The 14,536-nt window shown below is 71.1% G+C and carries 14 protein-coding genes; 9 read left to right on the forward strand and 5 right to left on the reverse strand.

Annotated elements, in window-relative coordinates:
• The first annotated feature begins 63 nt into the window (after window positions 1-63).
• The 5 genes from WFH25_RS03985 (at window position 64) to WFH25_RS04005 (ending at window position 6,489) form a co-directional block, all read left to right on the forward strand.
• Window positions 64-1,860: a peptide ABC transporter substrate-binding protein gene (locus tag WFH25_RS03985; RefSeq protein WP_071296454.1), complete on the forward strand. Its 1,797-nt coding sequence runs from the start codon at window positions 64-66 to the stop codon at window positions 1,858-1,860.
• A gap of 90 nt (window positions 1,861-1,950) precedes the next feature.
• The gene (locus tag WFH25_RS03990) at window positions 1,951-2,910 is read left to right on the forward strand and encodes an ABC transporter permease (protein WP_071296453.1); all 960 of its coding nucleotides are present in this window, start codon (window positions 1,951-1,953) and stop codon (window positions 2,908-2,910) included.
• Entirely contained in the window at window positions 2,907-3,806 is a 900-nt protein-coding gene (locus tag WFH25_RS03995; protein ID WP_336696876.1) for an ABC transporter permease, read from the forward strand. Before WFH25_RS03990 ends, WFH25_RS03995 begins: the two co-directional genes overlap by 4 nt.
• Complete coding sequence (locus tag WFH25_RS04000) at window positions 3,806-5,566, forward strand: ABC transporter ATP-binding protein (protein ID WP_336696877.1); 1,761 nt, start codon at window positions 3,806-3,808, stop codon at window positions 5,564-5,566. Before WFH25_RS03995 ends, WFH25_RS04000 begins: the two co-directional genes overlap by 1 nt.
• A complete protein-coding gene (locus WFH25_RS04005; protein ID WP_070417277.1) occupies window positions 5,563-6,489 on the forward strand; it encodes an ROK family protein in 927 nt (308 codons plus the stop codon). The genes WFH25_RS04000 and WFH25_RS04005 overlap by 4 nt, the downstream gene beginning before the upstream one ends.
• A 109-nt stretch (window positions 6,490-6,598) precedes the next feature.
• On the opposite strand, the gene WFH25_RS04010 is transcribed toward WFH25_RS04005, so the two are convergent.
• Together WFH25_RS04010 and WFH25_RS04015 are read right to left on the reverse strand one after the other, a co-directional pair.
• Complete coding sequence (locus WFH25_RS04010) at window positions 6,599-7,057, reverse strand: DUF4383 domain-containing protein (RefSeq protein WP_336696878.1); 459 nt, start codon at window positions 7,055-7,057, stop codon at window positions 6,599-6,601.
• 139 nt (window positions 7,058-7,196) lie between these two features.
• Window positions 7,197-8,372 (reverse strand): ATP-binding protein, encoded by a 1,176-nt coding sequence (locus WFH25_RS04015; RefSeq protein ID WP_336696879.1) that lies wholly within the window; start codon window positions 8,370-8,372, stop codon window positions 7,197-7,199.
• A 143-nt stretch (window positions 8,373-8,515) separates the two neighbouring features.
• Between WFH25_RS04015 and WFH25_RS04020 the strand changes: the two genes are divergently transcribed.
• Both WFH25_RS04020 and WFH25_RS04025 read left to right on the forward strand, forming a co-directional pair.
• Window positions 8,516-9,403: an SDR family oxidoreductase gene (locus tag WFH25_RS04020; protein WP_336696880.1), complete on the forward strand. Its 888-nt coding sequence runs from the start codon at window positions 8,516-8,518 to the stop codon at window positions 9,401-9,403.
• A 9-nt stretch (window positions 9,404-9,412) separates the two neighbouring features.
• Window positions 9,413-9,712 carry a Dabb family protein gene (locus tag WFH25_RS04025; protein ID WP_336696881.1) on the forward strand — a complete coding sequence of 100 codons (300 nt, stop codon included), beginning with the start codon at window positions 9,413-9,415 and terminating at the stop codon, window positions 9,710-9,712.
• A 26-nt stretch (window positions 9,713-9,738) separates the two neighbouring features.
• Here the strand turns inward: WFH25_RS04025 and WFH25_RS04030 are convergent, their stop codons facing one another.
• Complete coding sequence (locus WFH25_RS04030; RefSeq protein WP_229085831.1) at window positions 9,739-10,371, reverse strand: Pr6Pr family membrane protein; 633 nt, start codon at window positions 10,369-10,371, stop codon at window positions 9,739-9,741.
• A 41-nt stretch (window positions 10,372-10,412) separates the two neighbouring features.
• Entirely contained in the window at window positions 10,413-11,258 is an 846-nt protein-coding gene (locus WFH25_RS04035) for a helix-turn-helix transcriptional regulator (protein WP_336696882.1), read from the reverse strand.
• Window positions 11,259-11,359: 101 nt separating this feature from the next.
• On the opposite strand from WFH25_RS04035, the gene WFH25_RS04040 reads away from it, so the two are divergent.
• Both WFH25_RS04040 and pcp read left to right on the forward strand, forming a co-directional pair.
• Window positions 11,360-12,058: an SDR family NAD(P)-dependent oxidoreductase gene (locus tag WFH25_RS04040; protein WP_336696884.1), complete on the forward strand. Its 699-nt coding sequence runs from the start codon at window positions 11,360-11,362 to the stop codon at window positions 12,056-12,058.
• Window positions 12,059-12,131: 73 nt separating this feature from the next.
• Window positions 12,132-12,779 carry a pyroglutamyl-peptidase I gene (pcp, locus tag WFH25_RS04045; RefSeq protein WP_336696885.1) on the forward strand — a complete coding sequence of 216 codons (648 nt, stop codon included), beginning with the start codon at window positions 12,132-12,134 and terminating at the stop codon, window positions 12,777-12,779.
• A gap of 22 nt (window positions 12,780-12,801) precedes the next feature.
• On the opposite strand, the gene poxB is transcribed toward pcp, so the two are convergent.
• Window positions 12,802-14,526 (reverse strand): ubiquinone-dependent pyruvate dehydrogenase, encoded by a 1,725-nt coding sequence (gene poxB, locus WFH25_RS04050; protein WP_071296442.1) that lies wholly within the window; start codon window positions 14,524-14,526, stop codon window positions 12,802-12,804.
• Window positions 14,527-14,536 lie beyond the last annotated feature (10 nt).

Here is a 14,536-nt window from a genome sequence, read left to right on the forward strand (position 1 = left end):
GTCCCCGTGCCGCTCGGCACGCGTGCTCCACACCCCGAACCTCCCACGCACCAGGAGACACACATGACCAAGCCCCGTCGCTGGGCGCTCCTCACCGGAGCCGCGATCGCCGTGAGCGCGTTGCTCGCCGGCTGCTCCGGGGGCGGCAACGCCTCGTCCGGCAGCAGCTCCGACACGATCGACTACGCACTGCCGGCCAACTTCACGCCGAACTGGATCCTCCCGATCGGCACCGCCGCGCACCTCAACACGAACAACGGCTCGATCGCGCAGTCGCTGTACGAGCCGCTCGTCGCCTACGACGGCTCCACCGGCAAGATCGCGTGGAACAAGGCCGGTTCGGTCGCGACGGACGCGACGTTCGCGAGCGACTCGAAGAGCGTCACGGTCACCCTCGGCGACCGGCACTGGTCCGACGGCAAGCCGATCACGAGCCGTGACGTCGAGTTCTGGTTCAACCTGATCAAGGCCAACAAGGACGAGTGGGGCTCCTACTCGAAGGGCAAGGCGCCGGACAACTGGACCTCCTTCACGGCTGACGACGACACGCACTTCACGATCACGTTCGACAAGGCGTACAACCCGGACTGGATGCTCGCCAACCAGCTGAGCCACATCATCCCGCTGCCGCAGCACGCCTGGGACAAGACGAGTGCGAGCGCGAAGGTCTCCGACGCTGACGAGACCGCGTCCGGTGCGAAGCAGGTGTGGAAGTACCTCAACACCGCCGCCGGCAAGATCTCCGACTACGCCAGCGACGACCTGTGGAAGACGATCTCCGGGCCCTACGGCGTGAAGACGTTCACCACGGCGGGCAAGGTCACCCTGACGGCGAACACGAAGTACGACGGCGGCGAGAAGCCCTCGATCACGACGGTCAACCTGCTGCCGTTCACCACGACGGACGCCGAGGTGAACGCGGTCCGCTCGGGCGAGGTCGACTACGGCTACATCAACGCCACCGACATGGACCAGAAGTCGTCCTTCACGTCGAAGGGCTACGACGTGCAGCCCTGGACCGGCTGGGCGATCACGTACATGCCGTACAACTTCAACAACCCGGACATGGGCGCCGTCTTCAAGCAGCTGTACGCCCGCCAGGCCGTGCAGATGTCGATCGACCAGACCTCGCTGTCCAAGGTCGTCTTCAACGGCACCGCCACCTCGACCTACGGACCGATCCCGCAGGCGCAGGAGTCCGACTACGTGTCGAGCACGCAGAAGGACAACCCCTACCCGTTCAGCACGAAGAAGGCCAAGGCGCTGCTCGAGTCCCACGGGTGGGCGGAGCAGGGCGGCACGATGGTCTGCACCGACCCCGGTACGTCCGACAGCCAGTGCGGCGAGGGCGTGAAGCAGGGCACGAAGTTCACCATGAACGTCCTCTCGCAGTCCGGCTCGACGGTCACCGACAACATGATGAGCGCGATCCAGTCCTCGCTCGCGAAGACCGGCATCGGCTTCACCATCAAGACCGCGCCGGTGTCGAGCGTCCTGTCGCAGACCCCGACCTGCACGAGCGACGAGGCCAGCTGCGACTGGGACCTCTCCTTCTTCGGCACCGCGGGCAGCTGGTACTTCCCGGCCTACCCGACCGGTGAGTCGCTCTTCCAGACCGGCGGTTCGGCGAACTTCGGGTCGTACTCCAACGCCGACGTGGACAAGCTCATCGACGCGACGACCACGTCGCCCGACGCCACCGCCGTGCAGGACTACAGCGCCGCGGTCGCGAAGGACCTGCCGGTGATCTGGCTGCCGAGCCCGGACTACCAGATCTCGGTCGTCAAGCAGGGGCTGACCGGGTTCGACCAGGACTCGCTCGCCAACTTCCACCCGGCCCAGTGGAAGTGGTCGAAGTAACCACCTGACACCCCCTGGAGGCGCGGCGCGGGTCCGACCCGCACCGCGCCTCCAGGGGCCCACCGCACCAACCCAGACGACGGAAGCCGCATGACCACAGCTCTCTACCTCACCAGGCGCGTCCTGCAGGCGCTCGCGGTGATCCTCATCGTCACGATCGTCGTGTTCTGCCTGCTGCACGCCCTGCCGGGTGGGCCCGCCCGCGGCGTGCTCGGCGTCTCCGCGACGCCCGCGCAGATCGCCGCGTTCAACACGGCGCAGGGGCTCGACCAGCCGCTGCCCGTGCAGTACCTCCGGTTCCTCGGCCGCCTCCTCACCGGCGACCTCGGCACGTCGTACACGCTCAACGAGCCGGTCTCGCAGCTCATCACGGAGCGGCTGCCGAAGACCCTCGTCCTCACCGGGATGTCCGCGGTGCTCGGCATCGTGCTCGCGATCCCGGTCGGCATGTGGCAAGCGGTCCGGCGCAACGGCGCGGTCGACTACGCGGCCACCGCCCTGGCGTTCGTCTTCTACTCGACGCCCGCGTTCTTCCTCGGGCTCGTCCTCATCATCGTCTTCAGCCAGCAGCTGCCCTGGCTGCCGTCCCAGGCGCCGAGCGGGAACACCCTCGCCGAGGTCTTCCAGGACCCGGCCGGGCTCGTGCTCCCCGTCGTCACCGGTGCCCTCGCCATGATCGCCGTCTTCAGCCGGTACATGCGGGCCTCGACGCTCGAGAACCTGCAGGAGGACTACGTCCGCACCGCCCGCGCCGGCGGTGCCTCGACCGCGGCGATCCTGCGCCGGCACGTGTTCCGGAACTCGCTCACTCCGGTGGTGGCGATGCTCGGGTACTACCTGCCGGTGCTGTTCGGCGGGGCGCTCGTCACGGAGCAGCTGTTCAACTACCCCGGCATGGGGCTCCTCTTCTGGAACGCCGCGCAGACCTCGGACTACCCGACACTGCTCGGGTGCGTCCTCGTCATCTCGATCGCGACCGTGGTGGGCACGCTGCTCGCCGACGTCGCGCAGTCCTTGATCGACCCCCGAGTGAAGGCAGGCCGCGCATGACCGCACAGCTGGCACCCGAAGCCCCCGGAGCGGCGTCGCTCGTGCAGCCCGTCGCCGCCACCGGCTGGCGCCTCGCCGTCCGCCGCTTCCGCCACAACACCCTCGCGGTGATCGGCCTCGTCGTCATCGCCGTCATCGTGCTGTTCTGCTTCGTCGGCCCGTTCCTGTACCCGACCGACCAGACGCACACCCAGCTCTCCCAGGCGAACCTCGCCCCGGGCGCCGCGCACCTGCTCGGCACCGACGCCGTCGGGCACGACGTGCTCGGCCGACTGATGTTCGGCGGCAAGGTGTCGCTCATGGTGGGCATCGCCGCCGGCGTCCTCGCCACCGTCGTCGGCACCCTCTGGGGCTCGATCGCCGGGTACGTGGGCGGCTGGGTCGACGCGGTGATGATGCGCGTGGTCGACGCCGGCATCGCGATCCCGGCGCTGTTCATCCTGCTCGTCATCTCGGCGATCACGACGCCCGGCGTGTGGGGACTCATCGTGATCCTCGGCTTCGTGTCGTGGCTCGTGCCCTCCCGGCTCATCCGCGCCGAGACGCTGACGCTGAAGAACCGCGACTACGTGCTGACCCTCCGGGCGATCGGTGGGTCGCACGCCCGCGCGATCGGCCGCCACCTGCTGCCGAACTCGGTGTCCACGATCGTCGTCGCCGCCACGTTCCAGGTCGCCGACGCGATCCTCCTCGTCGCCTACGTCTCGTACCTCGGGCTGGGCGTGCAGGCACCCGCGACGGACTGGGGTGGCATGCTCTCGGCAGGACTCACCGCCGCCTACTCGGGGCGGTGGTGGCTCATCGTGCCACCGGGTCTCGCCGTGATCCTGGTCGTCTGCGCGTTCAACGCCGTGGGCGACGGGCTCCGGGACGCCTTCGACGTGAGGGGCCGTTGATGTCCATCCTGACCACCACCGACCTCGGGGTCTCCTTCAGCACGGAGTCCGGCACGGTCGACGCCGTCCGCGGGGTCTCCCTGCACGTCGAACCCGGTGAGACGCTCGCGCTCGTCGGGGAGTCCGGTTCCGGCAAGTCCACCGTCGCCCTCGCCGCGATGGGGCTGCTGTCCGGCAACGCCGCCGCCACCGGCAGCGCGGTCGTCGACGGCCACGAGATCGTCGGCGCCGCCGAGCCCGCCCTGCGTTCGCTCCGCGGCAGCACCGTCTCGATGGTCTTCCAGGAGCCCGCGACCGCCCTCGACCCGCTCACCCGCGTCGGGGCGCAGATCGCCGAGGTCATCCGGAACCACGGCGACGTCTCGGCAGCGGACGCCGCGGCACGAGCCGTCGACCTGCTCGACCGGGTCGGCATCCCCTCGCCCGCGCAGCGTGCCAGGGCGTTCCCGTTCCAGCTGTCCGGCGGCCAGCGGCAACGCGTGGTCATCGCGATGGCGATCGCGAACTCGCCGAAGCTCCTCATCGCCGACGAGCCGACGACGGCCCTCGACGTCACCGTGCAGGCGGAGATCCTCGAGCTGCTGCGTCGCCTGGCGGCGGACACCGGCACGGGAGTCCTGCTCGTCACCCACAACATGGGCGTCGTCGCGGACTTCGCGGACCGGGTCGCGGTCATGCTGCAGGGGTCGATCGTCGAGACGGGCTCCGTCGAGGACGTCCTGCTCCGGCCGCAGCACGAGTACACGAAGCGGTTGCTCGCGGCGGTGCCGCGGCTGGCCGTGGCCGAGGCCGGTGCGGCCGTCGCGTCCGGTGTGTCCGGCGTGGCCGTCACGTCCGGTGCGGCCGTCGCGTCGGGTGCGTCCGGTGCGTCCGGCGTGGCCGTCACGTCCGGTGCGTCCGTCGCGGACGGTTCGGACGGGAGGCGCGGCGCGGCCCCGGTGGTCGACCTGCGGGACGTCACGGTGACGTTCGGGCGCGGGGCGCGCGCCGTCCACGCGCTCCAGGGCATCGACATCGCCGTGCACGCCGGCGAGACCGTCGGCCTGGTCGGGGAGTCCGGTTCCGGCAAGTCCACCGCGGCCCGGGTCGCGCTCGGCCTCGTCAAGCCGACGTCCGGCAGCGTGCACCTGTTCGGCTCCGACCTGCGCACGGCGCGTGGTCGCGGCCGCCGAGCGCTCCGGTCGGGCATCGGCGTCGTGCTGCAGGACCCGGTGGCCTCGCTCGACGCCCGGATGTCGGTCGCCGAGTGCATCGCCGAACCGCTCGCCGTGCACCGTCGCGGCATGTCCTCCGCCGACCGTCGGAAGCGCATCGACGAGGTCCTCGACGCCGTCCGGCTGCCCCGGACCCTGGCGTCGCGTGCACCCCGGGAGCTCTCGGGCGGGCAGCGGCAGCGCGTGTCCCTCGCCCGGGCGCTCGTGCTCTCGCCGCGGTTGCTCGTCGCCGACGAACCGACCAGTGCGCTCGACGTCAGCGTGCAGGAGACGGTGCTCGAGGTGCTCCGCGAGCTGCAGGACGACCTCGGGTTCGCGTGCCTGTTCGTCTCGCACGACCTCGCCGTCGTGCAGCAGTTCGCCGAGCGGGTCGTCGTGATGCGCCAGGGCGTCGTCGAGGAGCAGGGCACGACCGGTGCCACCCTCATGCACCCGACCACCGACTACACCCGACGGCTGCTCGCCGCCGTGCCCGTCCCCGACCCGGTGGTGCAGCGGCAACGCCGGGTCGAGCGACTCGCCACCCTCGGGGCGGTGACCGCGTGAGCGAGGTCGTCGCCGGCGTCGACGTCGGCGGGACGAACACGAAGGTGGTCCTCGCGACCCCGGCGCTCGAGGTGATCGACCGCATCGACCTGCCGACGCCCGCCCACGCGGGTGGCGCCGCGATCGTGACGGCCGCCCTCGGTGCCGTGACGGACCTGCTCGACCGGCACCGCGCCTCCGTGACCGGTGTCGGGGTGGGCGCTGCCGGCGTCGTCGACGCGAGCACGGGGACGGTGCTCGTGACGGGCAACTCGTTCACCGGCTGGGCTGGTTACGGCGTGACGGACGCGGTCACGTCGGCCCTCGGCGTCCCCGCGACGCTCGACAACGACGTGAACGCGTTCCTCCTCGGCGAGGTCGCCGCCGGTGCCGTGGCGGGGGAGCCGGACGTGCTCGGCATGACGCTCGGGACCGGGGTCGGCGGCGCGCTCGTGCTCGGCGGCTCGCTGTTCGCCGGGCCCCGCGGCGCAGCGGGCGAGATCGGCCACGTCCCGGGCTTCGGCGACGCGGTGTGCACCTGCGGGCAGGTCGGCCACCTCGAGACCATCGCCGGGGCGCGCGGCATCGCCGACCGCTACGCCGAACGTACCGGGCGCCGGGTCACCGTCCGCGAGGTCGCCGACGCCGCACGCGCCGGGGACCCCGACGCCGCCGCGGTGTTCGAGACCGCCGGCTGGGGGCTGGCGCGTGCTGCCCTGCTGACGGCGGGGATCCTCGACGTGACGACCATCGTCATCGGCGGCGGGATCGCGCGGTCCTGGGACCTGCTCGAGCCGGCCATCAGCGCTGCCATCGCCCTGGAGCCCCCGGTGAGCGGGGCGCCGATCCGGCTGGCCCTGTCGTCGCTGGGGTCCGACGCCGTGGCGCTCGGTGCCGCTGCGCAGGTGCGGGACCTGGTGCTCGGGAGTGCGCCCGCGCGCTGAGGCGACCGCTTCCCGGGACGACGAGGAGCCGGCCTGGACCACCTGATCGCGTGGCCCAGACCGGCTCCGGTCGTGGGTACTGTCGGCGGGAGGACCGCCGACGGTCGGGTCAGACCCGACGGGCCCCGACGCGGGGGAGCAGCAGCCCGAGCACGATCATCGCGACGGCGAGCACCAGGTGCAGGACGTTGTCGGCGCTGTTGAGCGGCACGAAGTTCGCCGGGTCGGCCATGCCGGCGGTGAACAGGCCGTAGACGAACAGGACCGCGTAGACGATCCCGCCGACGAGCAGGTAGAGCCGGGCGCCGCGAGCGCTGCGGGCCGCGAGGAGCCCGACGACGCCGAACAGCAGGTGGACGATGTTGTGGAGCACGGACACCTGGAACGTGCCGAGCAGGAGTGCCATCGAGCCGTGGCCGGCCACCGACATCGTGCCCATGTCCATCGTGAGACCGGGGATGAAGCCGGCGATGCCGACGATGAGGAAGACGACCCCGAAGACCAGGGCGCCCTTCTGCGTCCAGGTGGATCCGCGCCCGATGCGGTTCGTTGCTGCGTTGCTGGTCATGATGCGACCTCTCTCTCAACGAGGGCCGGAGCGCCGGTGCGCCGGTCCGGGCGCTCATGACGCCCACAGTGCATTCGGAGCATGTGCCCGGTCGGTTTGCAGCCGACGGGATCATGCGCTCTCGGCTGCGACCGGAGGGTCAGAAGTCCGGGATGTACCGCAGCATGAACTTGTCGAACTGCGGCACCGTGAACTCGGCGAAGCCGAACTTGGGTGTGTAGAGGAGCCCCTTCGCGATGAGCCGTGCCCGGAGCGGCGCGACCTGTTCAGACGTCTTCCCGAGCTGTTCAGCGACGTCCGAGGCCTTCTGGGGCTCCGGCCCCAGGGCAGCCATCGCGCGCAGGTAGCGGAGTTCTTCCTTCGTGCTCCGCTGCACCCTCGTCTTGAAGAAGCTCTCGTCGAGTTCTGCTTCGACGAGGTACCGCGCATCGGCGACCTCCGCCGCGGTGATGACCGGACCCTCCGCGAGATCCCACACCCACCGTCCGAACTCCTGCAGGAAGTAGGGGTAGCCGTCCGTGTACGCGATGATCGCCTCGACCGCTGCGTCCTCGAACTGGACACCCTCCTCGGCTGCCGGTGCGACGATGGCCTGTCTCGCGTCGGCGGGTTCGAGCTCGATCACCTGGATGTAGTGGAACAGCCGCTCCGCGTAGGACTTCGCGTCTCCCGCGACGCCGGGGAGCTGCGGGAGGCCCGCGCAGGCAACGGAGATCGGGAGCCGTCGCTGGATGCAGCGGTGGATGGCGCCGATCAAGGCCTCGAGCTCGTCCTTCGAGAGGAACTGGATCTCGTCGAGCAGGAACACCACTCCGCGCCCGACGTCGCGAGCGGTCTCGCCGAGCGACTCGAGCACGTCAGCGAGGTCTTCGTCGAACTGACCGGAGTCCGCCGTGCCGTCGACTTTCTCGACGTCGAGGCCCGCTGTCAGCGCCCCGTCGGGCTGCACGGTCATCGAGAACGACCGGATCACGCCGGCAGCCCGCTTCGCGACGTCGTTCCACCGCGCCTTCGGTGACAGCTGGAACAGCGCCTTGCGGACGAGGTTCGCGAGCTGCGGGCCGAACTCCTTCGTCTTCGAGATCTCGGCGGGCACCGCCACCCAGTTGTGTTCGCGTGCGATCCGCTCGAACTCGCCGAGGAGAACGGTCTTGCCGACACCCCGGAGGCCGATCGCAGCGACCGCCTTGTCGGTCTTGCCGCTGGCGAGGCGCTCGAGCACGCTCTCGAAGTCCTCCAGCTCGGCATCGCGTCCGGCCAGGACCGGTGGAGCGGAACCGGCATTCGGCGTGTAGGGGTTGCGTACTCGATCCACGAGTCCTCCTTATCGATCTTTCCGACCTTATCGGTTCTCGTTAAGCCTGATAAGGCTGTCAAGGATCGCGCCTCGATTGAGTGCGCCGGTGATGAGCGGCGGCCTGAGCCGTCGCGGAGGGGGCGCCGGGCATCGTGGAGCGCATGAGCCAGTACGACAAGCGCGATCCGAAGACCCTCTACCCCGCCCCGCCGTACCCGGAGCAGGAGCAGTCGCTCCCCGGGGCCGCGTGGAAGATGGACCCGAAGCCCGACCACGGCGAGGAGAGCTACGTCGGGCTCGGTCGCCTGAAGGGCTTCCGGGGCATCGTCACCGGCGCCGACTCGGGCATCGGCCGCGCCGCCGCCATCGCACTCTCCCGCGAGGGCGCCGACCTCGTCCTCTCCTACCTGCCCGACGAGCAGGAGGACGCCGAACAGGTGCGCGACCTGCTCGAGGGCGAAGGGCGCCGTACGGTGCTCTTCCCCGGCGACATCTCCGACGAGCAGTACTGCACCGACCTCGTCCAGAAGGCCGTCGACGAGTTCGGTGGCCTCGACACCCTCGTCATGGTCGCCGGGCGGATGGACAGCAACGACGACATCCTCACCCTCACGACCGAGCACTTCGACTCGACCTTCAAGACGAACATCTACTCGCTCTTCTGGCTGACGAAGGCCGCCGTGCCGCACCTCGAGCCGGGATCCACGATCGTCACCACCGGGTCGATCCAGGCGAGCACGCCGTCCCCGGACAAGATCGACTACGCGGTGTCCAAGGGCGCGATCAAGCTCTTCACCGAGGCCGTCGCCCAGCAGCTCGCGCCGAAGGGCATCCGCGTGAACTCGGTCGCTCCGGGACCGGTGTGGACGCCCCTCCAGCCGGGGTCCGACGACGCCGAGACCGTGGCGCACTTCGGCGAGCAGTCGCCGTTCGGCCGCCCCGGTCAGCCCGCCGAACTCGCTGCCGCGTACGTGCACCTCGTCAGCCCCGAGTCCAGCTACCAGTCCGGGTCGACGATCACCGTCGCCGGCGGCACCCCGGCCTTCTAGGAGGACACGATGAGCGGGACGACACACGTGGTCCTCGTCGCCTGGGACGGCGGGGCAGCCGACCGGTCGGCGCAAGCCGATGCCATCGTGCGCGAGCACCTGCCGCGGATCGACGGCGTCGAGTCCGTGCGGTCAGGCGAGAGCATCAGCACTGAGGGCCTCGAGGACGGCTTCGACTGGATGCTCGTCGTCCGGTTCCGGGACCGCGCGGCGCTCGCCGGGTACCTGCCGCACGAGGAGCACCAGCCCGTCGCCGCGTACATCCAGGGCGCGAGCGAACGCGTCGTGGTCTTCGACGTCGAGGACTGAGTCGGGGTGGTCGTCGGGCGTGCCGATCAGCGCGACCCGACGACCGCCGTCCGCCGGGCCATGGCGTTGCCCGATGCGCGCACGAGCACGGCGATCACGAGGAAGCCGACGAGCAGCGCCGCGCAGTACAGCGCGACGCCGCCGTACCCGCCGACACGGGCCGGGTTGAAGAACGGGTAGGGGTAGAACCCGACGACCGCGCCGCGCACCAGCGTGTACGCGGTGTAGACGGCGGGCACGATCGCGGCCGCCCAGACCATGGTGAACGGCTGCCGGTGCCGCGGGCGGTCCACGAACCAGTCGACCACGACGGCCGCCGGGACCACCATGTGGTGCACGACGTTCACCCACGGCAGGAGCTCGCCGAGGTCGGCACCGGCCAGCAGCGTGTTGAACACGATGCCGACGAACGCCAGGTAGACGACCGCGGCGCCGCGCGCGACCTCCCACCCGCGCGACGACGGGACACCCCGCAGGAGCCGGACGGCGCCGATCACGAACACGGTGCTGGCGTAGAGGTTGCCGAGGATCGTGAAGTAGCTGAAGACGCTCACGAGGCTGAAGTCCACCCGCACGCTCAGCACGACCTGGGTGACGACCCCGGCGACGGACGCGGCCGCGAGCGCGAGGCGGACGGCAGCCAGGACGGTCGTCTTCATGGCGCCACCCTACCGATCGCCGGGACTCCCGGACGGATCGGTCACCCGACGAGCGACTGTGTCCCGAGCACGACCGCCAGCGCCAGCCGCTCGGCATCGGCGCTCCCCGGCTCCGCGGTGTACGCGAGCACCGTCAGGTCATCGGTCGCGATCCGCAGGGTGTCGCAGTCGAGGGCGATCCGGCCCACCGCCGGGTGCTCCACCACCTTGCGCCGGCCAGAGCTCCGCGGCGGTGCGGTGTCGCCGGTCTCCCACAGCTCGACGAACCGCTCGCTCGCGGCACGGAGGTCCCGCACGAGCTGCCGCAGCCCGCGGTCGAGCGGGTACCGGGCGACCGTGAGCCGGAGCTCGGCGACGACCGAGGCCTCGAACGCCCGCTGCTCGGCGTCCGAGTGCACCGCCCGGCTGCCCGGACCGACGAGGTGGCGCCACGCGGTGTTCCGCTCGTGCCCACGGAGCGCACCGACCGGCCCCATCAGCGCGTCGTACGGCCCGTTCGCGGTGAGGATCGTGCCGGCGGCGTCGAGCACCGCGACCGGGGTGTCCGAAAGTCGGTCGAGCAGCCGCTGCACGCTCGGCGGGATCCGCGAGGGCACGACGTCGGCGCCGGGGGCGGCATGCCCGGCGAGCCGGAACAGCAGCTCGCGCTCCGCGTCCGCGACCCGGAGCGAGCGGGCCAGCGCCTCGACCACCTGGGCGGACGGCGAGGTCGCCCGCCCCTGTTCGAGCCGGGTGAGGTAGTCGGCCGAGATCCCGGCGAGGGCGGCGAGCTCCTCGCGACGGAGGCCGGCCGCGCGCCGACGGCTCCCCGCGACGACGCCGACGGTGTCCGGCGCGACGTGGTCGCGCAGCCGACGGAGGGTGCGGCCGAACTCGGTGTGTTCCACGGCTCCAGTCTGCGACCCGTCGCGCCCGCTGTCCTGGGTCCAGCAGTCCTACGACAGCGGGACGGCTCCCCGAGGGCGTTCGCCGGAGCGACGCTGGGGCCATGACAACGACATTCGTCACCGGGGCCACACGCGGCCTCGGCAAGGAGACCGCCCGCCAGCTCGCCGCCGCCGGCCACACCGTGTGGATCGGCGCCCGCGACCTCGACACCGGCCACGCGGTGGCCCACGAGATCAGCACGGGACCGAACGCGGTCCGAGCCGTGCAGCTCGACGTCACGGACGACGCTTCGGTCGCCGCGGCGTTCGCGACCATCGGTGCCGCCGGTGGGCTCGACGTGCTGGTGAACAACGCCGGCATCGGCAAGCTCGGGCTGGACGGACCGGAGGCGCTCGAGGTGTTCGACACGAACGCCGTGAGCGTCGTCCGCGCGACCGAGGCCGCGCTGCCGCTGCTGCGGTCCTCGGCCGCCCCGATCGTCGTGAACATCTCGAGCGCGCTCGGTTCGTTCGCGGCCAACCACGACCCGGAGAAGCCGGCGTCGCAGTACCAGGCGATCGTCTACGGCGCGAGCAAGGCGGCGGTGTCGATGCTCACCGTGCAGTACGCCCGTGCCGTGCCGGAGGTCCACTTCGTCGCGGTCGAGCCCGGGTACACCGCGACCGAGTTCGGGGGTGTGCCGAACCCGCACGGCCGTCCGGTCGAGGTCAGTGCGGCGACGGTCGCCGCGGCGGCCGCCGCGGGCCCCGACGGTCCGACGGGTGTCTTCCTGGAGGACGGCGCGCCGCTCGGATGGTGACCATCCGACGAACGGGAGGGACGGGTCGGGCCCGCACCGCGCCTCCCGGCCCGCAGGTCCCTACGATGAGGACGTGGCTGACGCGACCGAACCGACCGTCCTGCTGACCGCCTTCGAACCGTTCGGCGGCGACGCCGTGAACCCCTCGTGGGAAGCCGCGCAGCGGCTCGCGGCCACATGGGACGGCCCGGCGACGCTCGTCGTCGAGCAGCTGCCGGTGGTCTTCGCCGAGGAGCGGTCGCGGCTCGCGGCGGCGATCGCGAAGCACCGTCCCGCCGTCGTCATCGCGACCGGGCTCGCTGCCGGACGGGCCGCGGTGACACCGGAGCGCGTCGCGATCAACGTCATGGACGCCCGGATCCCGGACAACGCGGGCGCGCAGCCGGTGGACGAGCCGATCGACCCGTTCGGTGCCCCGGCAGCGTTCAGCGGACTGCCGATCAAGCGGATCGTCCGGGACGTCCGAGCGGCCGGTGTCCCCGCTGCGGTGTCCAACACGGCGGGGACGTTCACCTGCAACCAGGTGTTCTACGAGCTCATGTCCTTCGCCGACCGCGAGGGCTTCCGAGCCGGCTTCGTGCACGTCCCGGCCACCCCGGACATCGCCGGGGACGACCCCTCGCTCGACCTCGACCGGATCGTCACCGCGCTCGACGCCGTGGTCCGCGCCTCGCTCGACCCGGCGCCGGACATCGTCGCCGAGGGCGGCGCGGAGTCCTGACCCGCGCCGCCCTCGTCGTCGGTCAGATGAACTGGCGGAAGTTCGTCGACGCGAGGTCGAGCAGCTCGTCGCCGCGACCGGACAGTACGGTGCGGATCGCGTAGAGCGTGAAGCCCTTCGCCTGCTCGAGGGTCACCGCCGGCGGCATCGAGAGCTCCTGACGGTCGGCCTTGACCGACACGAGCGCGGGGCCGTCGTGCGCGAGGGCGGCGGCGAGCGCGTCCTCGAGCTGGTCGGACTCGTCGACGCGGAAGCCCGCGATGCCGATCGCCTCGGCGACCTTCGCGAAGTCGGGGTTCTGCAGCTCGGTGCCGTAGGTGACGAACCCGGCCGCCTTCATCTCGAGCTCGACGAAGTTCAGGGACGAGTTGTCGAACACGACGATCTTCACGGGCAGCTTGTTCTGCACGATCGTGATGAGCTCGCCGAGCAGCATCGCGAGGCCGCCGTCGCCCGCCATGGCGATGACCTGCCGGTCGGGGAACGCCGCCTGCGCACCGATCGCCTGCGGGACCGCGTTCGCCATCGTGCCGTGCACGAACGACCCGATCAGTCGTCGGTCGCCGTTCATGGTGAGGTACCGCGACGCCCACACGACGGGCGAGCCGACGTCGGGGATGAACACGGCGTCCTGGTCGGCGAGCCGGTCGAGCGCGCGCGCGACGTACTGCGGGTGGAGCGGCTTGTGCTTGCCGGCCGGCACGGCCAGGTCGTCGAGCTTCGCGCGGGTCTTCGCGTAGTGCTTGCGCGCGTCCTCGAGGTGCTTCGTGGGGTGCGACCCGGTGAGCAGCGGGATGAGGGCGAGCGCCGTGTCCTTGACGGTGCCGACCAGGCCGATGTCCACCGGGTGCCGCTTGCCGAGCTGTTCGCCGCGGATGTCGACCTGCACGTGCTTCGCCTTTGCGGGGAAGAACTGCTGGTACGGGAAGTCCGTGCCGAGCATGAGGACCACGTCGGCGTCCTCCATCGCGCGGTACCCGGAGGCGAAGCCGAGGAGCCCGGTCATGCCGACGTCGTAGGGGTTGTCCCACTCGATGTGCTCCTTGCCGCGCAGGGCGTGCACGATCGGGGCCTGCAGGCGTTCGGCGAGGGCGATGACCTCGTCGTGGGCGCCCGCGACGCCGGCGCCGGCGAGGATGGTGACCTTGTCGGCGCCGTTGAGCAGCTGCGCGGTGCGCTCCAGCTCGGCCTGTGCGGGGATGATCCGCGGCTCGGCGCGCTCGATCGTCGTGACGCGGGGCGCGACGGCCTCGGCGAGGAGCACGTCGCCCGGGATGACGAGCACGGCGACACCGCGCTTCTCGACCGCAGCGCGCATCGCGATCTCGAGCAGGCGCGGCATCTGGGACGGGTCGGCGACGTACTCGACGTAGACCGAGCACTCGCGGAAGAGTTCCTGCGGGTGGGTCTCCTGGAAGTAGCCGGAACCGATCTCCGCCGTGGGGATGTGCGCAGCGATCGCGAGGACCGGCACGCGGGAGCGGTTCGCGTCGTAGAGGCCGTTGATCAGGTGCAGGTTGCCGGGACCGCAGCTGCCCGCACACACGGCGAGGTTCCCGGTCAGCTCGGCCTCGGCCGAGGCGGCGAACGCGGCCGCCTCCTCGTGGCGGACGTGCTCCCACCGGATCGTGCCGTCCTTGCGCAGCGCGTCGGTGAAGCCGTTGAGGGAGTCCCCGGGGAGACCGTAGACCCGTTCGACGTCGTTCTGACGGAGGGTGGCGACGATGTTCTCGGCAACGGTTGTCATGCCTTCGTGT

It is taken from the genome of Curtobacterium sp. USHLN213, assembly GCF_037144815.1.
Classification (GTDB): Bacteria; Actinomycetota; Actinomycetes; order Actinomycetales; family Microbacteriaceae; genus Curtobacterium.